The organism is Stenotrophomonas maltophilia group sp. P373 (assembly GCF_053295075.1).
Genome location: NZ_CM129994.1, coordinates 4,336,272 through 4,357,498 on the forward strand (window position 1 = coordinate 4,336,272; position 21,227 = coordinate 4,357,498).

Genomic DNA, 21,227 nt, shown 5'->3' on the forward strand with positions numbered 1-21,227 from the left:
CAACCTGGGTTGGCGCATGGCCGCGCCCGTGCCAACCAAGGTTTGCACCCACCGGTAGTGCCGGCCGCTGGCCGGCAACCCCATGAACCGTCGGCAGGACCCCGCATTTGCCGGCCAGCGGCCGGCACTACCGCAGCAGCAGCTTCAACAAACCCGCAATCTTCGAATACGGCGGCCGCAGCCGGTCGCTGGCCGCCCAGCGCGACTGCCACAGCACCGGCAGCCGCTTGCTCATCGCATCGAACCCGGCCCGGCCGTGGTAGGCGCCCATGCCGCTGGCCCCCACCCCGCCAAACGGCAGGCCATCGGCGGCGAAGTGCAGCAGCGTGTCATTCACCGTCACCCCACCGGCCACCACCTGGCCGAGGATGCGCTCCACCGTCGCGCGGTCGTGGCTGAAGGGATACAGCGCCAGCGGCCGGTCGCGGGACAGCACATCGGCCAGCGCCGCCTCCAGATCCGGATAGGCCCGCACCGGCAGGATCGGCCCGAAGATCTCCTCGCGCATCAGCTCCAGGTCGTCCGGCGGGTCCAGCACCACGGTCGGCACCAGCAGGCGCTCGCGGTCGGCGCGCGCCTCATCCACCTGCGCCAGCGGAATCACCGGCACGCCGCGTTGCCGCGCCTGTGCCAGATAGCCCTGCAGGCGCCGGTACTGGCCTTCATTGATGATGCGGGTGTAATCGTCGGCATCGCTGAAGTCGCCATAGCGTTCGCGCACCTGCTGCTGCAGCGCCTGTACGAACTCGCGCTGGCGGACCGTATCGATCAGCACATAATCCGGCGCGATGCAGGTCTGGCCCGCGTTGAACCACTTGCCGGTGGCCAGCCGCGCGGCGGCTTTGCCCAGCGGAAAATCGCGGCAGACGATGGCCGGCGACTTGCCGCCCAGTTCCAGCGTGACCGGCACCAGATGCTCGGCGGCGGCGGCCATCACCTTGCGGCCAACGGCCGTCGAGCCGGTGAACAGCAGATGGTCCAGCGGCAGCGAGGACACCGCCGCGGCCACATCCGCCCCGCCCTGCACCACCGCCACCCGATCGGGCGGGAACACGCTGGCCAGCAGATCAGCCAGGAACGCACTGGTGCGCGGCGTGTGTTCGGAGGGCTTCAACAGCACGTGGTTGCCAGCGGCGATGGCGGTGGCCAGCGGCACGAGTGCCAGCGTGACCGGGTAATTCCACGGTGAGATCACCCCGACCACACCCAGTGGCGTCGGCCGCAGCTGCGCGCGCGCCGGCCACAGCTTCCAGCCGGCCCGTACGCGCTGCGGCTTCGACCAGCGCCGCAGGTGGCGGCGCAGGTGGTCGATGGCCGACAGCACGCTCATGCCATCGGCCAGTTTCGATTCAACGTGGGCGCGATGGCCGAAGTCCGCGGCGATGGCCTGGGCCATTTCATCCAGCCGCACCTTCAGCGCCTCGCGCAGGCGACGCAGGTCGGCTTCGCGCTGGTCGAGCGTGGGCCGCTGCGACTGCCAGGCGCTGCGCAGGGTGTGGAGAAGGACGGGAAGGTCGGCTGGGGCGGTGGTGGTCATGGGCCGATTGTAGGGTCGAGCCGTGCCCGGCTCGCATGCCAACCTTCACGCCGTGGCACGGGGTCTCATTCGGACACCTCCCGACCGCCTTGCATGCGTTCACCCTCGCATGCAAACCCGTCCATCACTACGTCTTCTGCTGGTCGGTACGTTGTGCCGGGCATGACTGGGGTTCTGGCAACTCAAGCGGAATCTTGATCGGGTATTCGGGGCTGCCGTAGGCGTAACAGGAGGTGGTGACCTGAATGTCATCACAGGGCAGGAAGTGCACGGTGACGCCGCAGACGCTCTGATCGGTGTAATCCGGGACGGGGACGACTTTGCTGTGCGTTCTCTTTTGTGCCTCGATTTGTTGCAGCCAGACGTCGTATTTCGACTCATCTGCAAATCCAGGAAATCCTTTTGAGCCTCCTACCCCGGTTTCCCAATCGACTCGTACCATCATCCCTGGCCGCCACTGATCTGGAACCGTGTAACAGCACCCTCCACCGCCGCCTTGATACGGGCCAATGCTGTCAACGGCCGAACGGCCATCGACACTGAAACGGTTGATCGCCCAATGGGTGTGGTTGACGCCGTAGATCGCACTGGCATCCACAGCGTAGGCAAATAGGAGCAGCGGTGGGCCAGCAAGACATGCCAGCGCCACGCGCTTCAAAACAAACATCATTGAAGCCCCATAATGTATAGCCCTCATACTTTGTCCGAGGGAACGAATGCGCTACTCAGGCGCAAACTCCAGCCGCCAATCACGCAGGAACTCGACCTCCCGCGCGATCATCGCCGCTTCTGCTGCCGGGGCGTCTGAGACGGCTTCACCGGCCATAGGAGTCATCCGAAGCAGCGCGCTCCGGTCATCAATGATGAAGTGGGGTGTAAAGCAGTAGGGAGTATCTCCCATTTGACTGGGTTGCTTCATCAACGTCGCAAACACAGCATTCGTCGGCGCCTTCGGCTTGGCACCTGAGCACCATGGATGCGACGAAAATGTGTCCGGAACGCGCTCCCCATAGCGCTCGAGCTCCTCGACGCTGGACACCTTGCCCAGAGCGACGCGACGTACCCGAGACACATCGCCATCCAATCCTGTTTCGACCAGCCAGCCGGAATTGTCATGCGAGGTGCAACTACAGTCGCAGGTTACTAACGCGGCATCGGGTACGGCGTTGTTCCAGGACAACCAGACTTTCTCCGTCTCGCATGCTTCTTTGATCGCGGGTGATCTTCCCTCTATCTGGACGCGACCTTGTCGATTCTCGGCGATGAGCTTCTTCACTATCCGAGGCTCATTTGGAAGTATCGTGCGCACCTGCGCGTAGTCCAATCCATCTCGGACGCCAGGAACCACGCCGGTGATTACATGTGTTGATGCATTGGCGGCCGGCGCTGCTGCCGCGATAGCCGCTGCAAGAAGAAGGCTGTGCATGATCCATGCCGATTCATGGGCATTCCATTTTACGGAAGACGCTGGCGCAAGAGCCAGTGGCCTTACGCGACATTGATTGTCAGTTCTAGCCGGAAGCCCCGCTCCATGGCGCGGCCAAATACGTCATCTCGTCCCAGGGTTGTAGGAAGATGTGCAAATTCGTACTTCTTTCATGGTCGAGCGGCTTCATCTCCACCAATGTATGCGTCTTCCGTGCCAAGGAGCATTAGGAGATGCGCGGGCTATCCGCAGTTCTAGCTGGCTTGATGCTGATGGCCTTCTCTGCCGGAGCCTCGACCCCGCCTATTGACTACGAGAATGTTGGAATGGTCGGTGTCCAAAGAGTGAAGGGCCAGTGGGTGCGTTACATCGTGCTCAGGGAGGACTCGGCTTGCATCACGGTTCAGATCTTCAAAGCCGCGAACATGGAAGGCCTCGTTCGCCAGAAGGAAATCTGTTCGCTTGGGAAGAAGCATTTCCACAGCGACTTCGCGTTTGTTGACGTGTGGAGGGTCAACTTTGAGTCAGATCGGCTATCGCTGGAGATCGAATTCATCAGACTTCGCGGCAGCGGCCATGAGGTGAGACCGTGTTCAATTGAAATCGGAAAAAGGTCTATCGGAGATCTGGAATGCTCACTCGAGTATGGAAGCGTGTACTACTGACCACGCCATGGGTTGTTCTTTGCGCTGCGTCATCTCTGTCGAGCAGCCCCGCCAACGCCACGGAGCGGCACATCGACTACTCAAAAGTCACGAAAGCCGATGGAGAAATTATCAAAGAGCGCTACTTCAGGTATCTCGTAATCGCCGACGATCCATGCCTGACAATTCAGTCCTTCAGACTCGGCCATCCTCGCGAGTACCACCAGGAAAAGTCCATCTGCTCACTCGGCGGTGCCCGATTTGATCGTGACTTCGCATTGGTCGATTTCAAGACACTTGGCTTCCACAATGACCGTCTTCACGTGGAAGTCGAATTCATTCCCTCACGAAGGGGGCGCAAGGCGGTCAGGTGGTGCTCCTTCGTCCTGCAGCCTGATTCCATTGGCGATCTGGTATGCAACCGATGATGGTGGCGCTAGCGATGGTCGCAGTGCTGTCTCTGTCTTCAGCGTCGAATGCACGTCTGCCGCCCAATGCCCATTTCGCGCTGGATGCAGAGCGCGAGCATGTCCCGGTGGCGGGCGACAGCTTGGCGTCACTTGTGGGCGAGCTTGACGGCGAGTCCATCTCTGGCGCCTCCATCGAGCGGGTGCTGGCCACGTTGGAGGAGCGGCTGAATCGCATCTCATGCAAACCAGCAGACCCAGACGATACTCAGTCGCAGCCACGCGAAGTCACCTGCAACGTACCTGATGCAGAGCGCATATTTCCCTACTACGCAGACCTGCGGCAGGCAGAAACACCGGCGGAACATGATCGGCACGGCCGTCGCTTCCTCGACGCTTATGCGACATTGCTCAAGGATGCGGCGGATGTCGTCATCACTCGACCAAGCGAGGATGAGGCGGTAGATGGCTTGTTACATGTGCTATTCCCGTTCGAGGCCTGGGACGTGAGACTGGACATGCCACGCCCTGACGTGCACTTCCCGTTCGTTCCTGTGTGCAACCTCGTTGCCGATCGCGCTGCGCGCTGCCCGGGAGCCGACCAGTTGCGCAGAAAGATCGAGCAGGCAGGCGATGAGAGTGAACAGCGCTTGTTCTGCCTCAAGGAGTTCTCGAGGCGAAGGCTGGCGGAGAAAGGTGAGTGCCCCGAAATGGCCGCCACAGGCCCCTGATACCCATCGCATGCTCGCGCCCGCAAGTGACGGTTTCCTGGAGAATGAACTTGTTTAGCTTGATCTTCGCCGTGCTCGCAACACTGGTTCCAACAGAGGATACGAAGGCTGACGGCGGAAGATCGGTAACCGCTGGCAGCAACATCTCACTCCGATACGACGGTGAGCAGAACGGTCGCTACCGGAACGTGTCAGTAATGAAGCAGGGCAAGTTGGTGCGCCGCATGGCACTGGGCGAGCGCTCTTACTCCCTATTCGAGCACGCCCCCGATCCCGGCGACGTCCCCTGATGGCCGGTATGTGCTCGTCTCTGATGTGGAATCCGGAGAGGTTGGCATGCCGGATGGGCGCGGTTCTCTGCATGAAAGGCAGTACTGCGGTTTCACCGACACACGAAGCGGCTGCCTGTTCGCGCGTCAGACCGGGCAATTCTGTGGGGGGCAGTTCAACGACGCTGGAGCCTGGGTATCTCCGGCCCTTCCCAACCTGACCATTTCTGAGGAGCTCCCTACCGCAGAAGACTATGCCTCAGGCCGCCTGAGCCCCTCGGATGCGCCCGATGGTTCCATCGATAATCTGCTTCACTGCGACCCGCCAGGTCCAAGCAACAGAGACCACTACAGGAAGCTGATCGATGCGGGGATCTTTGAAGTCACTCCTTCGCAGAGAAAGGCGCTGTACGGCGGGTAGAGCCGACTGTTGATCGACTGCACCAGGCTCTAACGTGCACTGCCTACCGCGATTGGGTCAGAGCCCTTTCGCATGCGAAAGGGTTCCGACCCCGGGCGCGATACGGGCTGTGGCTTCGGATGCATTTCAACCGCGATTTCGACATTGTGCGCTGCCTTTTCGCGTCTGCGGAGTTTTGTGCCGCACGTTGCGCAGTCGCCGAGCATGGCTCGGCGCTACAGGGTAACGAAAAGGCCGCGGTCTGCACCACGGCCCCTGAAACCCGGTGGGTGCCGACCGTTGGTCGGCACGCCGGTTATTTGGTGATATCCACGTTCTTGGTTTCGCGCAGGAACAGGCCGCCGATCACCACCGACATCAGTGCGATCGCAATCGGGTACCACAGGCCGTAGTACAGGTTGCCGGTACCGGCCACCAGCGCGAACGAGATCGCCGGCAGGAAGCCACCGAACCAGCCGTTGCCGATGTGGTACGGCAGCGACATCGAGGTGTAGCGGATACGGGTCGGGAACAGTTCGACCAGGTAGGCGGCGATCGGGCCGTAGACCATGGTCACGTACAGCACCAGCAGCCACAGCATGAAGATGGTGCCGGCGATGTTGATGCGTGCGCCATCGGCCTTGGCCGGGTAGCCGGCAGAGGTCAGGGCGGTCTTCAGTTCCGCGCCGAACGCATCGGCCTTGGCCTTGCCTTCTTCCTTGGTCAGGCCGGCGGCCTCATACGAGGTGACGCTGGCACTGCCCACGTTCACCATCGCCAGCGAACCGGCGGCGGCGGGCTGCACGTCGTACGGCACACCGGCCTTGGTCAACGCGGCGGTCGCCACGTCGCAGGAGCTGGTGAACTTGCGCAGGCCCACCGGATCGAACTGGAACGAGCAGGTGGCCGGGTCGGCGACGACCAGTGCCGGGGAGCTGCTGCGCGCTTCTTCGATGGCCGGGTTGGCGAAGTGGGTCAGGCCCTTGAAGATCGGGATGTAGGTGATGGCCGCCAGCAGGCAGCCGGCCAGGATGATCTTCTTGCGGCCGATGCGGTCGGACAGCCAGCCGAAGAAGATGAAGAACGGCGTGCCCAGTGCCAGCGCTGCGGCGATCAGCAGGTAGGAGGTGGTGGCATCGACCTTCAGCATGCTGCTGAGGAAGAACAGCGCGTAGAACTGTCCGCCGTACCAGACCACGGCCTGGCCAGCCGCTGCACCGAGCAGGACCAGCAACATCAGCTTCAGGTTGCCGCCCTTCAGGCTGTCGCGGAACGGGGTCTTGGAGCCCTTGCCTTCAGCCTTCATCTGCTGGAACAGCGGCGATTCGCTCAGCTGCAGGCGGATCCATACCGAAATGCCCAGCAGCAGGATCGACACCAGGAACGGAATGCGCCAGCCCCAGGCCTCGAAGGCCTCGTTGCCCAGCGTCATGCGGCAGGCCAGGATGATCAGCAGCGACAGGAACAGGCCGAGCGTGGCGGTGCACTGGATGAAGCTGGTGTACAGGCCGCGCTTGTCGTCCGGCGCGTGCTCGGCCACGTAGGTGGCGGCACCGCCGTACTCGCCGCCCATCGCCAGGCCCTGGGCCAGGCGCAGGATGATCAGGATCACCGGTGCGGCGAAACCGATCGAGGCGTAGTTGGGCAGCACGCCGACCAGGAAGGTCGAGATGCCCATGATCAGGATGGTGACCAGGAAGGTGTACTTGCGGCCGATGCGGTCGCCGAGGCTGCCGAAGAAGGCCGCGCCGAACGGGCGTACGAAGAAGCCGGCGGCGAACGCCAGCAGGGCGAAGATCATGCCCGTGGTTTCATTGACGCCACTGAAGAACTGCTTGGCGATGATGGCCGCGAGCGAGCCGTACAGGAAGAAGTCATACCACTCGAACACCGTGCCGAGGCTCGATGCGAAGATGACCTTCTTGTGGCCCTTGGTCAGGGTGCCCGCTTTATGTGCGGTGCTGGGTGTACTGGACATGGGACGCTTCCCCTCCGAAGCAATCGTTGTTGGTGGGTGCCGACCGTTGGTCGGCACTCAATTCGGTAGATGCCGACCTTGGCCGGCACCCCATCTCGGTAGGTGCCGGCCGCCGGCCGGCACGCTCTTAGAAGCTGTACTTCGTAGTGAACTGCAACCGGGTGATGTCACCCTTGTTGCCGTTCTCCACTTCGCGACGGCCATACATCAGCTCGGCGCCGATATCGACCTTGGGCAGCGGCGAATAGAAGATGTTGCCGCGGATGCTCTGCACGCTCTTGGTCACCAGCGGGCCGAGGATGCTGTCGTTGTCGTAGTCGCTGCGCGCGTAGATCAGGTTGGTGCGCAGCTTCGGCGAGAACGCATGCCGCCAGCCGACATAGCCGGCCAGCACGCCGGTCGGGTTGAGTTCGTCGCGGGCCACGTCATAGGCACTGTCGGCAGTGATGCCCAGGCCGATGTAGCGGGCGATGCCTTCGCCACCGGTCAGCTGGTAATGCAGCGAATCGCTGTCACCCATCACCCACTTGCCGCCCAGGGTCAGGCCGCCGGCCACCTTGTCGGCCTTCGCGCCGGTCGCCTGGTTGTCGACCTTCAACTGGCGGACGATGCCGCCGACACCGAAGGTGCCCCAGTCGCCCTTCCAGCCATAGCGCAGGGTCAGATCGGGCAGGCTGCCACGGTCGGAGTTGGCGCTGGCGTTGGTCCAGGCGCCGGTGACCGGGTTGCGGGTGCCGGTGAGGGTGGTGGTTTCCGGGTTTTCCAGTGCGACACTGAAGCCGCCCTGGGTGTAGCGCACCTGCGCTTGGCGCACGAAGATCACGCCGTCGGTGGGGCCGACGAAGTCGACCGCTTCGGGCAGTGCGGCCGCGTCCATGAAGTTGGACCAGGTCTGGCCGGCCAGCCAGTTGTTCCAGTACATGTAGGCGTGGCGCAGGGTCACGCCGTAGGTATTGGTGGCGGTCTGGTTGCCCAGTGAGTTGCCGAAGAAGTCCATCTCGAAGAACGCACCGGCCTTGTTGCCCGATTCGCTGACGTTGTCGATGCCCAGGTTGAAGCGCGAGAACTTGGCATGGGCGTTGAAATCGGTGCCTGAGCGCTTGCCGCTGCCGCCGGCGCCTTCCACCGGGGTCTGGCCCGGCAGGTACAGCGAACGGCCGGTGGCGTCGTCGGCCAGCTGGCCATCGCTGGTCTGGGTGGCCAGGAAGTCGGCCTTGATGAAGCCGCCGATCTTGACCGTGGTGCCCGGTGCCGCGCCCGGGGTGATGGTGGTGACCTGGATCGGCTGCTTGCCGGCCGGCACCTGTGCAACCGGCTTCTGCTCGGCCTGCACCGTGCGCACTTCGGTTACCGCCTGCTGGGTCTGGCTGATCTGGGTCTGTTGTTGTTGCTGCGAAGACAGCAGCAGCTGGACCTGGCGTTCCAGTTCGGCAACGCGTGCTTCCAGTGCCTTCTCTTTGGCGGTCTCTGCGAACGCCATGCCCGGTGCGACCAGGGCGACCAGCAGGCAGGCCGCCAAAGGTGTGCGCACGGCTTTCAACGTACGGTGGCTCATGTTGCCCTCTCTCCCAAGTGGCAAGGTGATGCCGCGCGTGGGGCACGGTCGAGCCGAGACTGCGGGGCGATTATGTATAGCGGCTATTCGCCATTGGTCGAACCCGGCCCTGCAGGGCGCTCACTTTCGACCATGGTCTAACCAGGGTGGTGACGCGGCCGGGGGTGGATGGGGCAAACTGAGGGGGATCGGTCGTTGCGATGCTGCGACCGCACATACAAAGTCAACGTGCAAGTGAGGGTGCCATGGCTGATATCTACCCCGTCGATCCGCAGTTCGCCGCCAAGGCACGCATCGACAAGAAGACCTATGAACAGCAGTACCAGGCGTCGGTGACCGACCCGGATGGATTCTGGGGCAAGGCCGCCGAGCGCCTGCAATGGATGCGCAAGCCGACGAAGATCAAAAACGTCAGCTACGACCTGTCCGACTTCCACATCAAGTGGTTCGAGGATGGCGAGCTCAATGCCAGCGTGAACTGCCTGGATCGCCAGCTCGAGACGCGCGGCGACAAGACCGCCCTGCTGTTCGAGCCGGACGGCCCGGATGCACCGGCCCAGCACGTGACCTATCGCGAACTGTATGAGCGCACCTGCCGCCTCGGCAATGCGCTGCGCAACCTTGGGGTCAAGAAAGGCGACCGCGTCACCATCTACCTGCCGATGATCGTCGACGCCGCAGTAGCCATGCTGGCCTGCGCGCGCATCGGTGCAATCCACTCGGTGGTGTTCGGTGGCTTCGCGCCGAACTCGATCGCCGACCGCGTCAGCGACTGCCAGAGCAAGCTGATCATCACCGCCGACGAAGGCTTGCGCGGTGGCCGCAGGATTCCGCTGAAGGCCAACGTCGATGCCGCGCTGAAGCTGCCGGGCACGAACACGGTTGAAACCGTGCTGGTGGTGCGCCACACCGGCGGCGCGGTGGACATGCAGGCCCCGCGCGACCGCTGGTTCCACGATGTGGTGGACAGCCAGCCGTCCACCTGCGAGCCGGAACGCATGAACGCGGAAGACCCGCTGTTCATCCTCTACACCTCCGGCTCCACCGGCAAGCCGAAGGGCGTGCTGCACACCACCGGCGGCTATCTGCTGTACGCGGCCTACACCCATGAAGCGGTGTTCGACCTGCGCGAGGACGACATCTACTGGTGCACCGCCGACGTCGGCTGGGTCACCGGCCACAGCTACATCGTGTACGGGCCACTGGCCAACGGTGCGACCTCGCTGATGTTCGAAGGCGTGCCAAACTATCCGGACACCTCGCGCTTCTGGAACGTCATCGACAAGCACAAGGTGAGCATCTTCTACACCGCCCCGACCGCCATCCGTGCGCTGATGCGCGAAGGCGAGGAGCCGGTGAAGAAGACCTCGCGCGCGTCGCTGCGCCTGCTCGGCAGCGTCGGCGAGCCGATCAATCCGGAAGCTTGGCGCTGGTACTACGAAGTGGTCGGCGACAGCCGCTGCCCGATCGTCGATACCTGGTGGCAGACCGAAACCGGCGGCATCCTGATCTCGCCGCTGGCCGGCGCGATGGACCTCAAGCCGGGGTCGGCCACCCTGCCCTTCTTCGGCGTGCAGCCGGCGCTGGTCAATGCCGATGGCGAGATCCAGGACGGCCCGACCGAGGGCAACCTGATCATCCGTGACTCCTGGCCGGGCCAGATGCGCACGGTGTACGGCGACCACCAGCGCTTCATCGATACCTACTTCCGCACCTACCCGGGCAGCTACTTCACCGGTGACGGTTGCCGCCGCGACGAAGACGGCTATTACTGGATCACCGGCCGCGTCGACGACGTGATCAATGTGTCCGGCCATCGCATCGGCACCGCCGAAGTGGAAAGCGCGCTGGTCTCGCATCCGAAGGTGGCCGAAGCGGCGGTCGTGGGCTTCCCGCACGACGTCAAGGGCCAGGGCATCTACGCCTACGTCACCCTGGTGGCCGAAGAGGCCCCGAGCGATGAACTGCACAAGGAGCTGATCGCCTGGGTGCGCAAGGAGATCGGGCCGATCGCCACACCGGACCACCTGCAGTGGGCACCGGGCCTGCCGAAGACCCGCTCGGGCAAGATCATGCGCCGCATCCTGCGCAAGATTGCCGAAAACGCGCCGGACCAGCTCGGCGACACCTCGACCCTGGCCGATCCGTCGGTGGTGGCGTCGCTGGTGGACGAGCGCAAGGTGCGCTGATGCAGAACCCGGGGTCGGATCCCTTTCCACCAGGAAAGGGCTCTGACCCCATCTGGTTTCCCCCACGGTTCCCCCCGACCATGACCACCCTCCTGATTGCCGATGACCACCCGCTGTTCCGCGAAGCCCTGCGTGGAGCCGTGCAGCGGGTCATCCCCGGCGTGCAGCTGTTCGAGGCCGACAGCGTGGAAGCGCTGTACGCGCTGGCCGACCAGCACAACGACGCCGACCTGGTCCTGATGGATCTCAACATGCCCGGTGCGCAGGGCTTCAACGCACTGGTGCACATGCGCTCACTGCACCCCCAGCTGCCAGTGGTGGTGGTGTCCGCGCGCGAAGAAGCCACGGTGATGCGCCGCGCGCTCGACCACGGTGCGCTGGGCTTCATCCCGAAGTCTGCGGATTCGGACACCATCGGCCATGCGCTGGGCACCATCCTCGATGGCGAGACCTGGGCACCGCCGGAAGCGCACAACGTGCCGCCCACCGGCAGCGAAGAACGCGAAGTCGGCCAGCGCCTGCGCGAGCTGACCCCGCAGCAGTTCCGTGTCCTGCAGATGCTCGGCGCTGGCCGCTTGAACAAGCAGATCGCCTACGACCTCAACGTCTCCGAAGCGACGATCAAGGCCCACGTCACCGCCATCCTGCGCAAGCTCGGCGTGACCAACCGCACCCAGGCCGTGCTGATGGCCGGCAAGCTGGCCATCGACGACGACGCCATCGTACTGCCGCCCGAAGAAGACTGACGGTAGTGCCGGCCGCTGGCCGGCATTCGCCTGGAACGTCTGAAACCGCCCTGGTAGGTGCCAAGCTTGCTTGGCTAGGTGTATCCGCGGCAACCGCCGGCGCATGAATCATGGCCAATGCCCGGCAATTGGTTCCAAGCGTATGGCGGTGCGACCGATGTGTTTCGCATCTCTCTGCTATCCAAGACGACGCATTTGGCTCTATGGCTGCCACTACTGCAATTGCATACTGCCGCTGCATGGCGACTTGGGCTCGAAAATGAACACTCTGCTCGACACACCCAGAGATGCGTCGCAGCTTCGACCGGAAGAACGGGACGCCATCCGCATGCTGGTTGCCTTCGTCCGCGAAGGCTGTCCGGATGGCCCCAGCCCACCAGGCTTCCCCAATGATCGCGAGGAGGATTTTCGGCGTGCGGCGCTCGAGTACTTCTCCGATCCGCCCGATCCTGCCAATCACTTCCGGATTGATGTTCCCAGCGATGAGTACATCCGCACCCAAGCGCGAATATACAAGCGCCCATCGGGTGCCCAGGTGGAACTGGACCTGTTCGCCGATGGCGAGATGTGTGATCTGACCGCCACCTTCGACCTTGATCGTGAAAGCGTGGTGTTCGGCGGCCCCACGCTGTACAGCATCCATGTGATGTAGCCGGTCGCGTCCGCATTCCTGCCGGCCAGCGGCCGGCACTACCAGGCACCGCTGCGCTCACGATATAGCCATCGCTATACAAACCAGCCCTGCCTGCGCGTTTGCCTGTAAATGCGCCACGCGCGGATCGCAATGCTAAGCTTCGCGTCCCCTTGGGGAGTAGCCGGATTCCTTCGCAGGAATCGTCCACGTCAACATACTCGGCCAGTGCGCCGTGGCGTGGACAACCATGATGGTTGGCGAGACCAGCGGCCCGCGCGCGCAACGTCAGGTTGGGCGCGAGCGCGAGCCGTGCGTCCGTCCTTGCCCGACCTCAGCCGCTGTCCATGTCCCCCATTTCGATCCTCCTGATCGGCTTTGCCATGTCCACCGATGCCTTTGCCGCCGCAATCGGCAAGGGTGCGGCCATGCGCAAGCCGGTGTTTCGCGATGCACTGCGTGCCGGCATCATCTTCGGCGTCATCGAGGCGATCACGCCGATCATCGGCTGGCTGCTCGGCCACGCCGCGCTGCAGTACGTCGAAGCCTTCGACCACTGGATCGCGTTCGGCCTGCTCGGTGCGCTGGGCATCCACATGATCTACAACGGCCTGCGCCCGGACAGCGCCGTGGATGACGAGGATCCCTCGCAGCACCACGGCTTCTGGAAGCTGGCGCTGACCGGCTTCGCCACCAGCATCGACGCGATGGCGGTGGGTATCGGCCTGGCCTTCATGGACGTGCATATCGGCGTGATGGCCGCGGTCATCGGCCTGTGCACACTGACCATGGTGACCGCCGGCATCATGCTCGGCCGCGTGCTGGGCAGCATGGTCGGCAAGCGTGCGGAGATCATCGGTGGCGTGATCCTGGTGATCATCGGCGCGACCATCCTGTACGAACACCTGCACGGCTTGGGGTAACGCATCGGAAGCGAGCGATTGCGTGGTTGCCGGCCAGCGGCCGGCACTACCTGGCGTCGCATCCACGCATGGCGCGGATCTATTGCGCATCCCGCAGCGCGCCCAGGAAGGCGCGCAGCGAGGCCGGCTTGATCGGCTTGGTCAGCACGCGGTAGCCACGCTCGCGTGCCATCCGCTTCAGCTCGTCACGTCCGTCGGCGGTCAGCAGCGCACCGGGCAACGGGTAGCCGGCCGCCTCGCGCAGCGCCACCAGCGCATCCAGGCCATCCATGCGATCGTGCAGGTGGTAGTCCACCAGCATCACCTGCGGTCGCTCGGCGATCTTCTCCAGTGCCTGGTCGACGGTGGCGGCGGTGATCACCTGCACCTGCCAGCGGCCGAGCAGTGCGCGCATGCCGTCGAGGATTTCCTCGTCGTTGTCCACGCACAGCACCCGCAGGCCCGCCAGCGAATCGCTGCGCACCGGTGTGGCCACGGCCTGGGTCGCCTTGGCAGGCTCGGTGTAGCCGGGCAAGGGCGCAACCCGCGGCAGGATGATCGAGAACATCGAGCCACTGCCAACGCGGCTGCGTGCATTGAGGCGATGGTCGAGCAGGCGCGAGATGCGCTGACAGATCGACAGGCCCAGGCCCAACCCCTGCTCGCCCCAGTCGAACGGCTGCTGGTAGCGGTGGAACTCGTCGAAGATCTGCCGCATGTGGTGTTCGGGAATGCCAGGGCCGGTATCCCACACCTGCAGTTCCACCTCGTCGCCGCGCTGGCGCACGGCCAGCACGATGCGCCCCTGGCGTGTGTAGCGCAGCGCATTGGCCAGGAAGTTCTGCAGTACGCGGCGCAGCAGGCGGCGATCGCTGCGTACCCAGGCCGCGCGCGCGAACAGGTCCAGGCGCAGGCCACGGCCTGCGGCGACCGGCGTGTACTGCGCGGCCAGCTCGCGCATCAACGCACTCACATCGAACTCGCCGATCACCGGGTGCAGGCCACCGGCATCCAGCCGCGACACGTCCAGCAGGCCATCAAGCAGTTCTTCGGCAGCGCGCAGCGACGCGTCCACGCGCTCGGCCAGATGCTTCTGCTCGTCGCTGACGTGATCACTGTCGCGCAGTGCCGAAGCGAACAGGCGTGCTGCGTTCAGCGGCTGCAGCACGTCGTGGCTGATCGCCGCCAGGAAGCGCGTCTTCGACTGCTGCGCAACCTCGGCCTCATGCGAGCGCTCGGCCACGCGCTGTTCCAGCGTCTCGTTGGCTTCAAGCAGCGCCCTTTCAGCGTGCTTGTAGTCGGTGATGTCGTTGTAGCTGGTCACGTAACCGCCGCCGGGCAGCGCCTGGCCACGCATCTCGATCACCTTGCCGTCGCTGCGGGTGCGCTCGAACACGTGCGGCGAGCCGGCGCGCATGTAACCGATGCGGCGGTTGATCTGCACTTCGATATCGCCCTCGCCCAGCTCGCCGCGCTCGGCGTTGTAGCGGATCAGGTCGGCCACCGGGCGGCCCACGTAGAGCATGCCGTCGGGGTAACCGAACATGTCCTGGTAGCGGCGGTTCCACGCGGTCAGGCGCATGTCCGGATCGACCACGCTGACCCCGGCGCTGATGTTCTCCAGCGTGGTCGACAGGATCTCGCGGTTGAAGCGCAGTTCCTGCCCGGCTTCGTCCAGCACCGCCACCACTTCCCCCAGGTCCATGCCCGAGCCACGCAGCAGGCTGGTCAGCAGCAGGCGCGCCGATGCCGCACCGATCGAGGCGGCCAGCAGGCGCTCGGTGAACTGCACCCACGGCCGGTCAGCCGGTGCCGAGGATTGCAGCTCACGGCCCAGCGACTGCGCCTGCTCGAAGAACGAACGCCGTGCATGGCGTTCGCCGACCACGCGCGAAGCCAGCGCCAGCAGGTCGCCCACATGCACATGCCCGGGCCAGCCGCCGGCCACCGACGGGCGCTCGGCATACGGGTCGAGGAACGGTGCCGCACGCAGGCGCTCGTCGACGCCGGGCCGCCAGCGTGCGGAAACCAGCATCATCGTGGCCGCATTGACCAGCAGCGACCAGAACGTGCCGTGGGTCAGCGGGTCCCAGCCGGACATGCCGAACAGCTGCTGCGGACGCAGCCACTCGATGCCGAACGGGCCGTGCTGTACCCAGGCGGCGTCGACCCAGCCGGCCATGGTCATCGCCGGCAGCAGCAGGGTGTACAGCCAGGTGGCAAAGCCCAGCAGCATGCCCACTTCGACGCCGCGCCGGCTGGCACCGCGCCAGTACAGGCCGCCGATCAGGCCGGGCGCGAATTGCGCCACCGCTGCGAACGCCATCAGGCCGTACGAGGCCAGCGTGCTGTCGTTGCTGCTGGTGCGGTAGTAGCTGTAGGCCATCAGCGCCAGCAGCAGGATCGCCAGGCGGCGGATCCACAACACGCGCGAGGCGACGTCAGCGGCTTCCTGGTGGTCACCGCTCCGACGCAGCAGTACCGGCATCACCAGATCATTGCTGACCATGGTCGCCAGCGCGATGGACGAGACGATGACCATGCCGGTGGCCGCCGAGAAGCCGCCCACGTAGGCGATCAGCGCCAGCGCATTGCGGCCTTCGGCCAACGGCAGCGCCAGCACCATCGAGTCGTCGGCGACGCTGCCGCCGGTGCCGAACAGGGTCACGCCGGCGGTGGCGATCGGCAGCACCATGCCCGAGATCAGCACCAGGTAACCGCCGAACATCCAGCGCGCGCGGCGCACGTCGCGCACGTCACCGCACTCGACCACCGCCACGTGGAACTGGCGCGGCAGGCAGATGATGGCGAGGAAGCTGAGCAGGGTCTGCGAGATGAAGCCGACCGGCGGCAGGCCGGTGAACAGCGTATGCACCGACTCGACCACCGCGTCGGTGCGGTTGCTCAGCCACAGGTAGGCGAACACACCCACCGCCAGCATCGCCAGCAGCTTGATCACCGATTCAAAGGCAATCGCCAGCATCATGCCGTGGTGGTGCTCGGTGGCATCGACCTGGCGGGTACCGAACAGGGTGGCGAACAGCGCCATCAGCAATGCCACGTATAGCGCCGGGTCGGTGAAGAACCCGGTCGGGCCGGTGTTGCCGGTCAGCACCTGCAGGCTCATCGCCACCGCTTTGTACTGCAACGCCAGGTACGGAATGATGCCGATCAGCGCGATGATCGCCACCAGCGCCGCCAGCCGCCGCGAGCGACCGAAGCGCGAGGAGATGAAATCGGCGATGGAGACCACGTTCTGGCTGCGTGCGATCAGCGCCAGGCGCTCGATGATGCGCCAGCCGAACAACAGCAGCAGCAGCGGGCCGATGTAGATCGGCAGGTAGCCCACGCCATTGCGCACGGCAGTGCCGACCGCGCCGTAGAAGGTCCACGACGAGCAGTACACCGCCAGCGCCAGGCTGTAGACGACCGGCCGCAGCCACGGCCGGTCGGGGTACATCGGCCGACGGTCGCCCCACCACGCCACGCCGAACAGCAGCGCGGCATAGGCAACCGAGACCAGCAGCAGGACCCAACTGGAGACCACGCGTGTGTTTCCGTCGGAGGAACCCGCAGTGTAGGCCAGGCGCGGCCGGGTGTACGGGCTCGTTGGGGGCAACCGCCCCCACCAGTGTGGGGGCTTACGCGGTGCGGGCCACGACCGTGGGTCGTGGCCGGCTTCTTACTGGGCCGGCACGCCCATTTCCTTCAGCAGTTCCGGCGCCGGGTAGACCTTGGCCAGCAGCCAGCGCAGGTAGCGCATGTCCACGTGCACGGCACGCTTGTAGCGCGGGTCGAACCACCAGCTGGCGCTGACCGACTCCCAGTTGCTGTCAAAGTTCAGGCCGATCAGTTCGCCCTTGGCATTGAGCACCGGCGAGCCGGAGTTGCCGCCGGTGGTGTCCAGGTTGGTCAGGAAGTTGACCGTCTGGGTCTTCAGTGCCGGATCGGCGGTGCTGCCGAAGTCACCCTTGGCGATCGCTGCCAGCAGCGGCTTGGGTGCGTCGAACGGATAGGCGTTGGTGTTCTTCTCGACGATGCCGGCCACGGTGGTCACCGGCGAGTAGGTCACGCCATCGCGCGGGTGCAGCGCCTCGACCTTGCCGTAGCTGATGCGCAGGGTGCGGTTGGCATCCGGGTACACAGCGCGGCCCTGCTTGGCACGCCAGGCGAACAGCGCCTGCATGTAGGCCGGGCGCAGGCGCAGCTGCTCGCCCTCGCGGGTCTTGCTTTCGTTCTCGATGCGCAGCTGCGCGGCCACCAGCGGGCCGGCCACGGCGATCAGCGGATCGGCGGCCAGGGCCTTGCCTTCGCGCGCAGCCGCGAAGCGCGACAGGCGCTGCGCCTCGTCACCCAGCTGGGTGCCGGCGTACAGGGTGTCCAGTGCCTTGGCCAGCTGCTGCGGGGTACGGCCGAAGGCGGCGTCGAACTCGGCCACGCGCTGCGCGTCCGGCAGCTGCTGGTAACGGGTCAGCAGGGTGGTCAGCAGGGCCTTCTCGACCTCCGGTGCGTAGCGGCGCTGGACCTGCTTGAGCACGCCTTCGATCATCGCCTGGTCGCGCTGCTGGTAACCGCTCTCGCGCTGCGCGTCCGGTTTGGCCGATTCGATGCGCAGGCGCTCCAGCAGCAGCGCCGAGCGCAGCAACTGGCTCTGTGCGGCCATCTGGTCCAGCAGCAGGTCACGCTCGCCCACCGCCGCGCCCTGTGACACGTTGGCCAGCAGCGCCTTGATGTCGCTCTGGTACCTGCGGTCGGTGGCGGCCAGCATCGCCGTCTCGTCGGCGGCACGCTGGGCCTTGGCGTCGCTGCGCAGCAGACCTTCCAGCTCACCGGCGGCGCGCTTGCGGTTGTTCTTCAGCGACTGCAGCTGCGAGGCGTAACGGGTACGTGCCTGCGCGTCCTTGGCGGTTGCCGCCTCGATGGTGTCGATCATCTGCTGGAACACCGAAACGCGGCGCGGCAGCACGGTGTCGATCTGGCCGGCGAATTCTGCCGCGGTACGGTGGCGGTAGGTGATGCCCGGATAACCGGCCAGCATCGCGTAGTCGCCCTCCTTCGGGCCCTCCACCGACATCTGCAGGTGTGCCGGCGCCTGGTAGGGCACGTTGTCCTTGCTGTAGGCGGCCGGCTTGCCGTCCTTGCCCACATAGGCGCGCAGCAGGGTGAAGTCGCCGGTGTGGCGCGGCCACATGAAATTGTCGATCTCATCGCCATAGTTGCCGATCGCACGCGGCGGCGCGTACACCAGGCGCACGTCGCTGAGTTCCAGCTGGGCGATGCGGTAGAAGTCGGTGCCGTAGTACATGTTGGCCACCGAGCAGCGCACGCTGCCGTCCTTCTCGCACTCGGCCACGATCTGCTTGCTGGCGGCATCGACGGCATCGAAGTAGGCACGGCCGGTCTTGCCGCGGGCCTGCGCCAGCACCTGGTCGGTCACCTTGTCGAAGCCGACGGTGACCAGCACGCGGAAGTCCGGGTTGGCCGGGCGCTCGTCGGCACGGCCGTTGGCGATGAAGCCACCAGTGATCAGGTCGTGCTCGGGCGAGCTGTTGTACTGGATCACGCCCATCGCCACGTGGTGATTGGTCAGCAGCAGGCCGTCGCTGGACACGAACGAGCCGGTGCCGCCGCCCGCGCGCACCACCGCGCTCAGCGGCGGCGCGGTGACATTGGCCAGGTCGGCCGGATTGCCCTTGAAACCTGCGGCCTGCAGCGGCTTGGCCAGCTCCGGCAGCTGCGTCGGCATCCACATGCCTTCATCGGCGTGGGCACCGGCGGCGAGAGTCAGGCCCAGGGCCAGGGCGGTGGGAAGGGCTTTGCGTGGTGACATGAGGCAATCCGGTACGACAGAACAGCCCGGGACCATAGCCGCTGGGGCCGCATGGGGCAACGGCTGATGGTTGGGGGCACCGATGCTGGCTAGAATCAGGCACGGATACTAGGGAAGGACCGATGATCGCAGGAATCGATCTGGGCACCACGCATTCGACAGGGCCATCTGCCGCCGAGGCGCTTGCCGACCGCATCGTCCGCAACGGTCAGCAACGCGATCCGGCAGACTTCGCAGCCTGGCTGCAGCAGTCCAGGGCACTACGCCGTTCCCGCAAGCGAACTTCGAGCAGCTGGCCGACCGCTTCCAGTGGTATGACCGGGACAGTATCCGCGAGTGCTACGACATGGCCGCCCTCGGCCACAGCATGCACCTGTGCTGGTTGCTGGTGCCAGGCAACGAGACCGCGCTCGCCCGTTACATGCGTCTTGAGAATGCGCCGGTCTCGGTGGTGCAGGCCCGCACCCGTGTCGCCCGGCTCAGTGGCCCCTGGCACCCACTGCGCGCGCGCATCCAGGCGCTGTCCGCGCGCACGCGGCACGAAATGCGTGAAACGCTGCATTACCTTGTCGGCGTGCCTGTGATGGCGCACGTGGCGCTCCCACCGCCATTGCAGCGCAGGCAGGTCATGTTCTGGGCGGCCGCATGCGACGCCCTGCACCATTCCGTGCCGTCACGCAGACGCTTCACGCGGCGAACGGTCGCTTTGGCACTGCTTCTGACGTGCGCCCTGCTGGCCGCCATCGCAATCCTCCGCGGGGCATTTTCCAGCTCCCCCGGCAATGCAGACAGTGATCGTTCAAGCCTGCAGCCCCCACACGAGGCAAACCCATGAGCAACTGGATGGACCTGCTGGAGCGCGCCAAATCCACCGACCCGCAACCTTTCGCGGTGTACCTGCAGGGTCTGCGCAGCCAGTGGTCCCTGGACGAGCGCGCTGAAGCCAGTGCTAGGGTGCTGCAGGCGCTGCGCGCGCGGCAGGCGCCCATGAACCTGTCCGAAGCCGCGGCGCTTTACCAGGCCTTCGGCTGGGACGACGCGGGCTGCGGCCTGGCACCAGGCGAACTGCGCGAGCTGGCCGAACACGCCTGGCAGGACTGGCTGCAACTGCCCGCGCAGACCGATCTGCTGGCCCAGCAGATGGAGGCGCGTGGCGGACGCTGGACCAGCCACGATGACGCTGCCAGCCGCCTTCAGCAGCTGCGCGAACCGCGTTCGCACCTGCGCAACCTGATGTCCGCGCTGCCGCTGCGCGTGCCGCGCCAGGCCGCAGCGTTGATGGACGTACTGGGCTGCCAGGAGGACCGTCCTCTGCCGCCCGGCATCGATGCGGGCCAAGCCCGCTTCTGGGCCGGCGCCAGCGATGTCACCCGCCTCACCGCAGCACAGTTGTCATTGCTGCGTGCACTGCTGGCAAGCGTGGCGCTGACGTTGATGGCCTTCATCGCGTTGGCCACCACCCAGATCGCCAACACGCTGCTGCCCTACCAGTCGGAAGAGCAGCGCAGGGCGATCGTGCTGGGCACGGCAGCGCTGGCGCCACTGCTCGGCACGCTGCTGGCCATTGGCCTGCGTCATCTGTTCGTCTGGCAGAGCGCCCCTGAAGACCCGTCCGTGCCGCCTTCCCGGCTGCGTTGGCTGGCCCTGCCGGTCGCCTGCGCAGCCATCGCAGTGGTCGGTACCGCCGTCTACCTGTGGGTGCCCTCGCCTTCGCTGTGGTTGGCACCGCTGTGCTGGCTGCTGGCCTGGACCGTGCTGGCCACGGCATGGATCCGCTACCAGCTGCGCCGGGGCAAGCCCGTCCGCATGGAATTGCCAGTGTCATTCCTGATGATGCTGTCCGTGCTCAGCGTGCTGCCGGCGCTGCTGGGTGCGCTGCTGCTGTGGAGCATGGACCTGTCCGGGCACCGCCAGCGGCTGCGCCGCAGCTGAAGAAGCCGGGGGTCGGACCCTTTCAACGAAAGGGCGCCGCCCCCGACCCG

Annotated in this window: 15 protein-coding genes and 1 riboswitch; of the genes, 8 read left to right on the forward strand and 7 right to left on the reverse strand. The window is 65.3% G+C overall.

The genetic code is table 11. From position 1 onward, the window contains the following. Positions 1 to 127: 127 nt before the first annotated feature. From ACSYHF_RS20110 to ACSYHF_RS20120, 3 genes are all read right to left on the reverse strand, one after another. The gene (locus ACSYHF_RS20110) at positions 128 to 1,537 is read right to left on the reverse strand and encodes a coniferyl aldehyde dehydrogenase (RefSeq protein ID WP_262220806.1); all 1,410 of its coding nucleotides are present in this window, start codon (positions 1,535 to 1,537) and stop codon (positions 128 to 130) included. A gap of 127 nt (positions 1,538 to 1,664) precedes the next feature. After that, positions 1,665 to 2,207, reverse strand: a complete 543-nt coding sequence (locus ACSYHF_RS20115) for a DUF3304 domain-containing protein (protein WP_181453243.1) — start codon at positions 2,205 to 2,207, stop codon at positions 1,665 to 1,667. A 51-nt stretch (positions 2,208 to 2,258) separates the two neighbouring features. Next, the gene (locus ACSYHF_RS20120; RefSeq protein ID WP_146256595.1) at positions 2,259 to 2,813 is read right to left on the reverse strand and encodes a hypothetical protein; all 555 of its coding nucleotides are present in this window, start codon (positions 2,811 to 2,813) and stop codon (positions 2,259 to 2,261) included. A gap of 422 nt (positions 2,814 to 3,235) precedes the next feature. Between ACSYHF_RS20120 and ACSYHF_RS20125 the strand changes: the two genes are divergently transcribed. Further along, positions 3,236 to 3,628, forward strand: a complete 393-nt coding sequence (locus ACSYHF_RS20125) for a hypothetical protein (RefSeq protein ID WP_447575966.1) — start codon at positions 3,236 to 3,238, stop codon at positions 3,626 to 3,628. Between the two features lie 421 nt (positions 3,629 to 4,049). Continuing rightward, positions 4,050 to 4,745: a hypothetical protein gene (locus tag ACSYHF_RS20130; protein ID WP_447575967.1), complete on the forward strand. Its 696-nt coding sequence runs from the start codon at positions 4,050 to 4,052 to the stop codon at positions 4,743 to 4,745. Between the two features lie 985 nt (positions 4,746 to 5,730). Here the strand turns inward: ACSYHF_RS20130 and ACSYHF_RS20135 are convergent. Both ACSYHF_RS20135 and ACSYHF_RS20140 read right to left on the reverse strand, forming a co-directional pair. Then, positions 5,731 to 7,392, reverse strand: coding sequence for an MFS transporter (locus ACSYHF_RS20135; RefSeq protein WP_005420402.1), 1,662 nt, complete (start codon positions 7,390 to 7,392; stop codon positions 5,731 to 5,733). Positions 7,393 to 7,519: 127 nt separating this feature from the next. Beyond that, positions 7,520 to 8,947 carry a DcaP family trimeric outer membrane transporter gene (locus tag ACSYHF_RS20140; protein ID WP_053498792.1) on the reverse strand — a complete coding sequence of 476 codons (1,428 nt, stop codon included), beginning with the start codon at positions 8,945 to 8,947 and terminating at the stop codon, positions 7,520 to 7,522. 245 nt (positions 8,948 to 9,192) lie between these two features. Here ACSYHF_RS20140 and acs point away from each other — a divergent pair, with 245 nt between their 5' ends. The 4 genes from acs to ACSYHF_RS20160 all read left to right on the forward strand — a co-directional run bounded on the left by acs (position 9,193) and on the right by ACSYHF_RS20160 (position 13,436). After that, positions 9,193 to 11,136 (forward strand): acetate--CoA ligase, encoded by a 1,944-nt coding sequence (acs, locus tag ACSYHF_RS20145; RefSeq protein WP_053498791.1) that lies wholly within the window; start codon positions 9,193 to 9,195, stop codon positions 11,134 to 11,136. Positions 11,137 to 11,216: 80 nt separating this feature from the next. Next, the gene (locus tag ACSYHF_RS20150; RefSeq protein ID WP_005420420.1) at positions 11,217 to 11,882 is read left to right on the forward strand and encodes a response regulator transcription factor; all 666 of its coding nucleotides are present in this window, start codon (positions 11,217 to 11,219) and stop codon (positions 11,880 to 11,882) included. A gap of 259 nt (positions 11,883 to 12,141) precedes the next feature. Beyond that, the gene (locus tag ACSYHF_RS20155; protein WP_141239386.1) at positions 12,142 to 12,534 is read left to right on the forward strand and encodes a hypothetical protein; all 393 of its coding nucleotides are present in this window, start codon (positions 12,142 to 12,144) and stop codon (positions 12,532 to 12,534) included. A gap of 148 nt (positions 12,535 to 12,682) precedes the next feature. Then, positions 12,683 to 12,772: riboswitch (yybP-ykoY riboswitch) on the forward strand. An 88-nt stretch (positions 12,773 to 12,860) separates the two neighbouring features. Beyond that, complete coding sequence (locus ACSYHF_RS20160) at positions 12,861 to 13,436, forward strand: manganese efflux pump MntP (protein ID WP_095378535.1); 576 nt, start codon at positions 12,861 to 12,863, stop codon at positions 13,434 to 13,436. Between the two features lie 79 nt (positions 13,437 to 13,515). On the opposite strand, the gene ACSYHF_RS20165 is transcribed toward ACSYHF_RS20160, so the two are convergent. Both ACSYHF_RS20165 and ACSYHF_RS20170 read right to left on the reverse strand, forming a co-directional pair. Next, on the reverse strand, positions 13,516 to 16,962 hold the full coding sequence (locus ACSYHF_RS20165) for a hybrid sensor histidine kinase/response regulator (RefSeq protein WP_095378532.1): 3,447 nt from the start codon (positions 16,960 to 16,962) through the stop codon (positions 13,516 to 13,518). 135 nt (positions 16,963 to 17,097) lie between these two features. Further along, entirely contained in the window at positions 17,098 to 19,245 is a 2,148-nt protein-coding gene (locus ACSYHF_RS20170; RefSeq protein ID WP_111174901.1) for a S46 family peptidase, read from the reverse strand. 346 nt (positions 19,246 to 19,591) lie between these two features. On the opposite strand from ACSYHF_RS20170, the gene ACSYHF_RS20175 reads away from it, so the two are divergent. Together ACSYHF_RS20175 and ACSYHF_RS20180 are read left to right on the forward strand one after the other, a co-directional pair. Beyond that, complete coding sequence (locus ACSYHF_RS20175) at positions 19,592 to 20,080, forward strand: hypothetical protein (protein WP_447575968.1); 489 nt, start codon at positions 19,592 to 19,594, stop codon at positions 20,078 to 20,080. After that, complete coding sequence (locus ACSYHF_RS20180; RefSeq protein ID WP_065177807.1) at positions 20,077 to 21,177, forward strand: hypothetical protein; 1,101 nt, start codon at positions 20,077 to 20,079, stop codon at positions 21,175 to 21,177. Before ACSYHF_RS20175 ends, ACSYHF_RS20180 begins: the two co-directional genes overlap by 4 nt. Positions 21,178 to 21,227 lie beyond the last annotated feature (50 nt).

Excerpts from the sequence above, each read along its gene's own strand:
- ACSYHF_RS20110 (WP_262220806.1), bottom strand. The coding sequence starts at position 1,537 with ATGACCACCACCGCCCCAGCCGACCTTCCCGTCCTTCTCCACACCCTG.
- ACSYHF_RS20115 (WP_181453243.1), bottom strand. The coding sequence starts at position 2,207 with ATGATGTTTGTTTTGAAGCGCGTGGCGCTGGCATGTCTTGCTGGCCCA.
- ACSYHF_RS20125 (WP_447575966.1), top strand. The coding sequence starts at position 3,236 with ATGGCCTTCTCTGCCGGAGCCTCGACCCCGCCTATTGACTACGAGAAT.
- ACSYHF_RS20130 (WP_447575967.1), top strand. The coding sequence starts at position 4,050 with ATGGTCGCAGTGCTGTCTCTGTCTTCAGCGTCGAATGCACGTCTGCCG.
- ACSYHF_RS20135 (WP_005420402.1), bottom strand. The coding sequence starts at position 7,392 with ATGTCCAGTACACCCAGCACCGCACATAAAGCGGGCACCCTGACCAAG.
- ACSYHF_RS20140 (WP_053498792.1), bottom strand. The coding sequence starts at position 8,947 with ATGAGCCACCGTACGTTGAAAGCCGTGCGCACACCTTTGGCGGCCTGC.
- acs (WP_053498791.1), top strand. The coding sequence starts at position 9,193 with ATGGCTGATATCTACCCCGTCGATCCGCAGTTCGCCGCCAAGGCACGC.
- ACSYHF_RS20150 (WP_005420420.1), top strand. The coding sequence starts at position 11,217 with ATGACCACCCTCCTGATTGCCGATGACCACCCGCTGTTCCGCGAAGCC.
- ACSYHF_RS20155 (WP_141239386.1), top strand. The coding sequence starts at position 12,142 with ATGAACACTCTGCTCGACACACCCAGAGATGCGTCGCAGCTTCGACCG.
- ACSYHF_RS20160 (WP_095378535.1), top strand. The coding sequence starts at position 12,861 with ATGTCCCCCATTTCGATCCTCCTGATCGGCTTTGCCATGTCCACCGAT.
- ACSYHF_RS20170 (WP_111174901.1), bottom strand. The coding sequence starts at position 19,245 with ATGTCACCACGCAAAGCCCTTCCCACCGCCCTGGCCCTGGGCCTGACT.
- ACSYHF_RS20175 (WP_447575968.1), top strand. The coding sequence starts at position 19,592 with ATGGCCGCCCTCGGCCACAGCATGCACCTGTGCTGGTTGCTGGTGCCA.
- ACSYHF_RS20180 (WP_065177807.1), top strand. The coding sequence starts at position 20,077 with ATGAGCAACTGGATGGACCTGCTGGAGCGCGCCAAATCCACCGACCCG.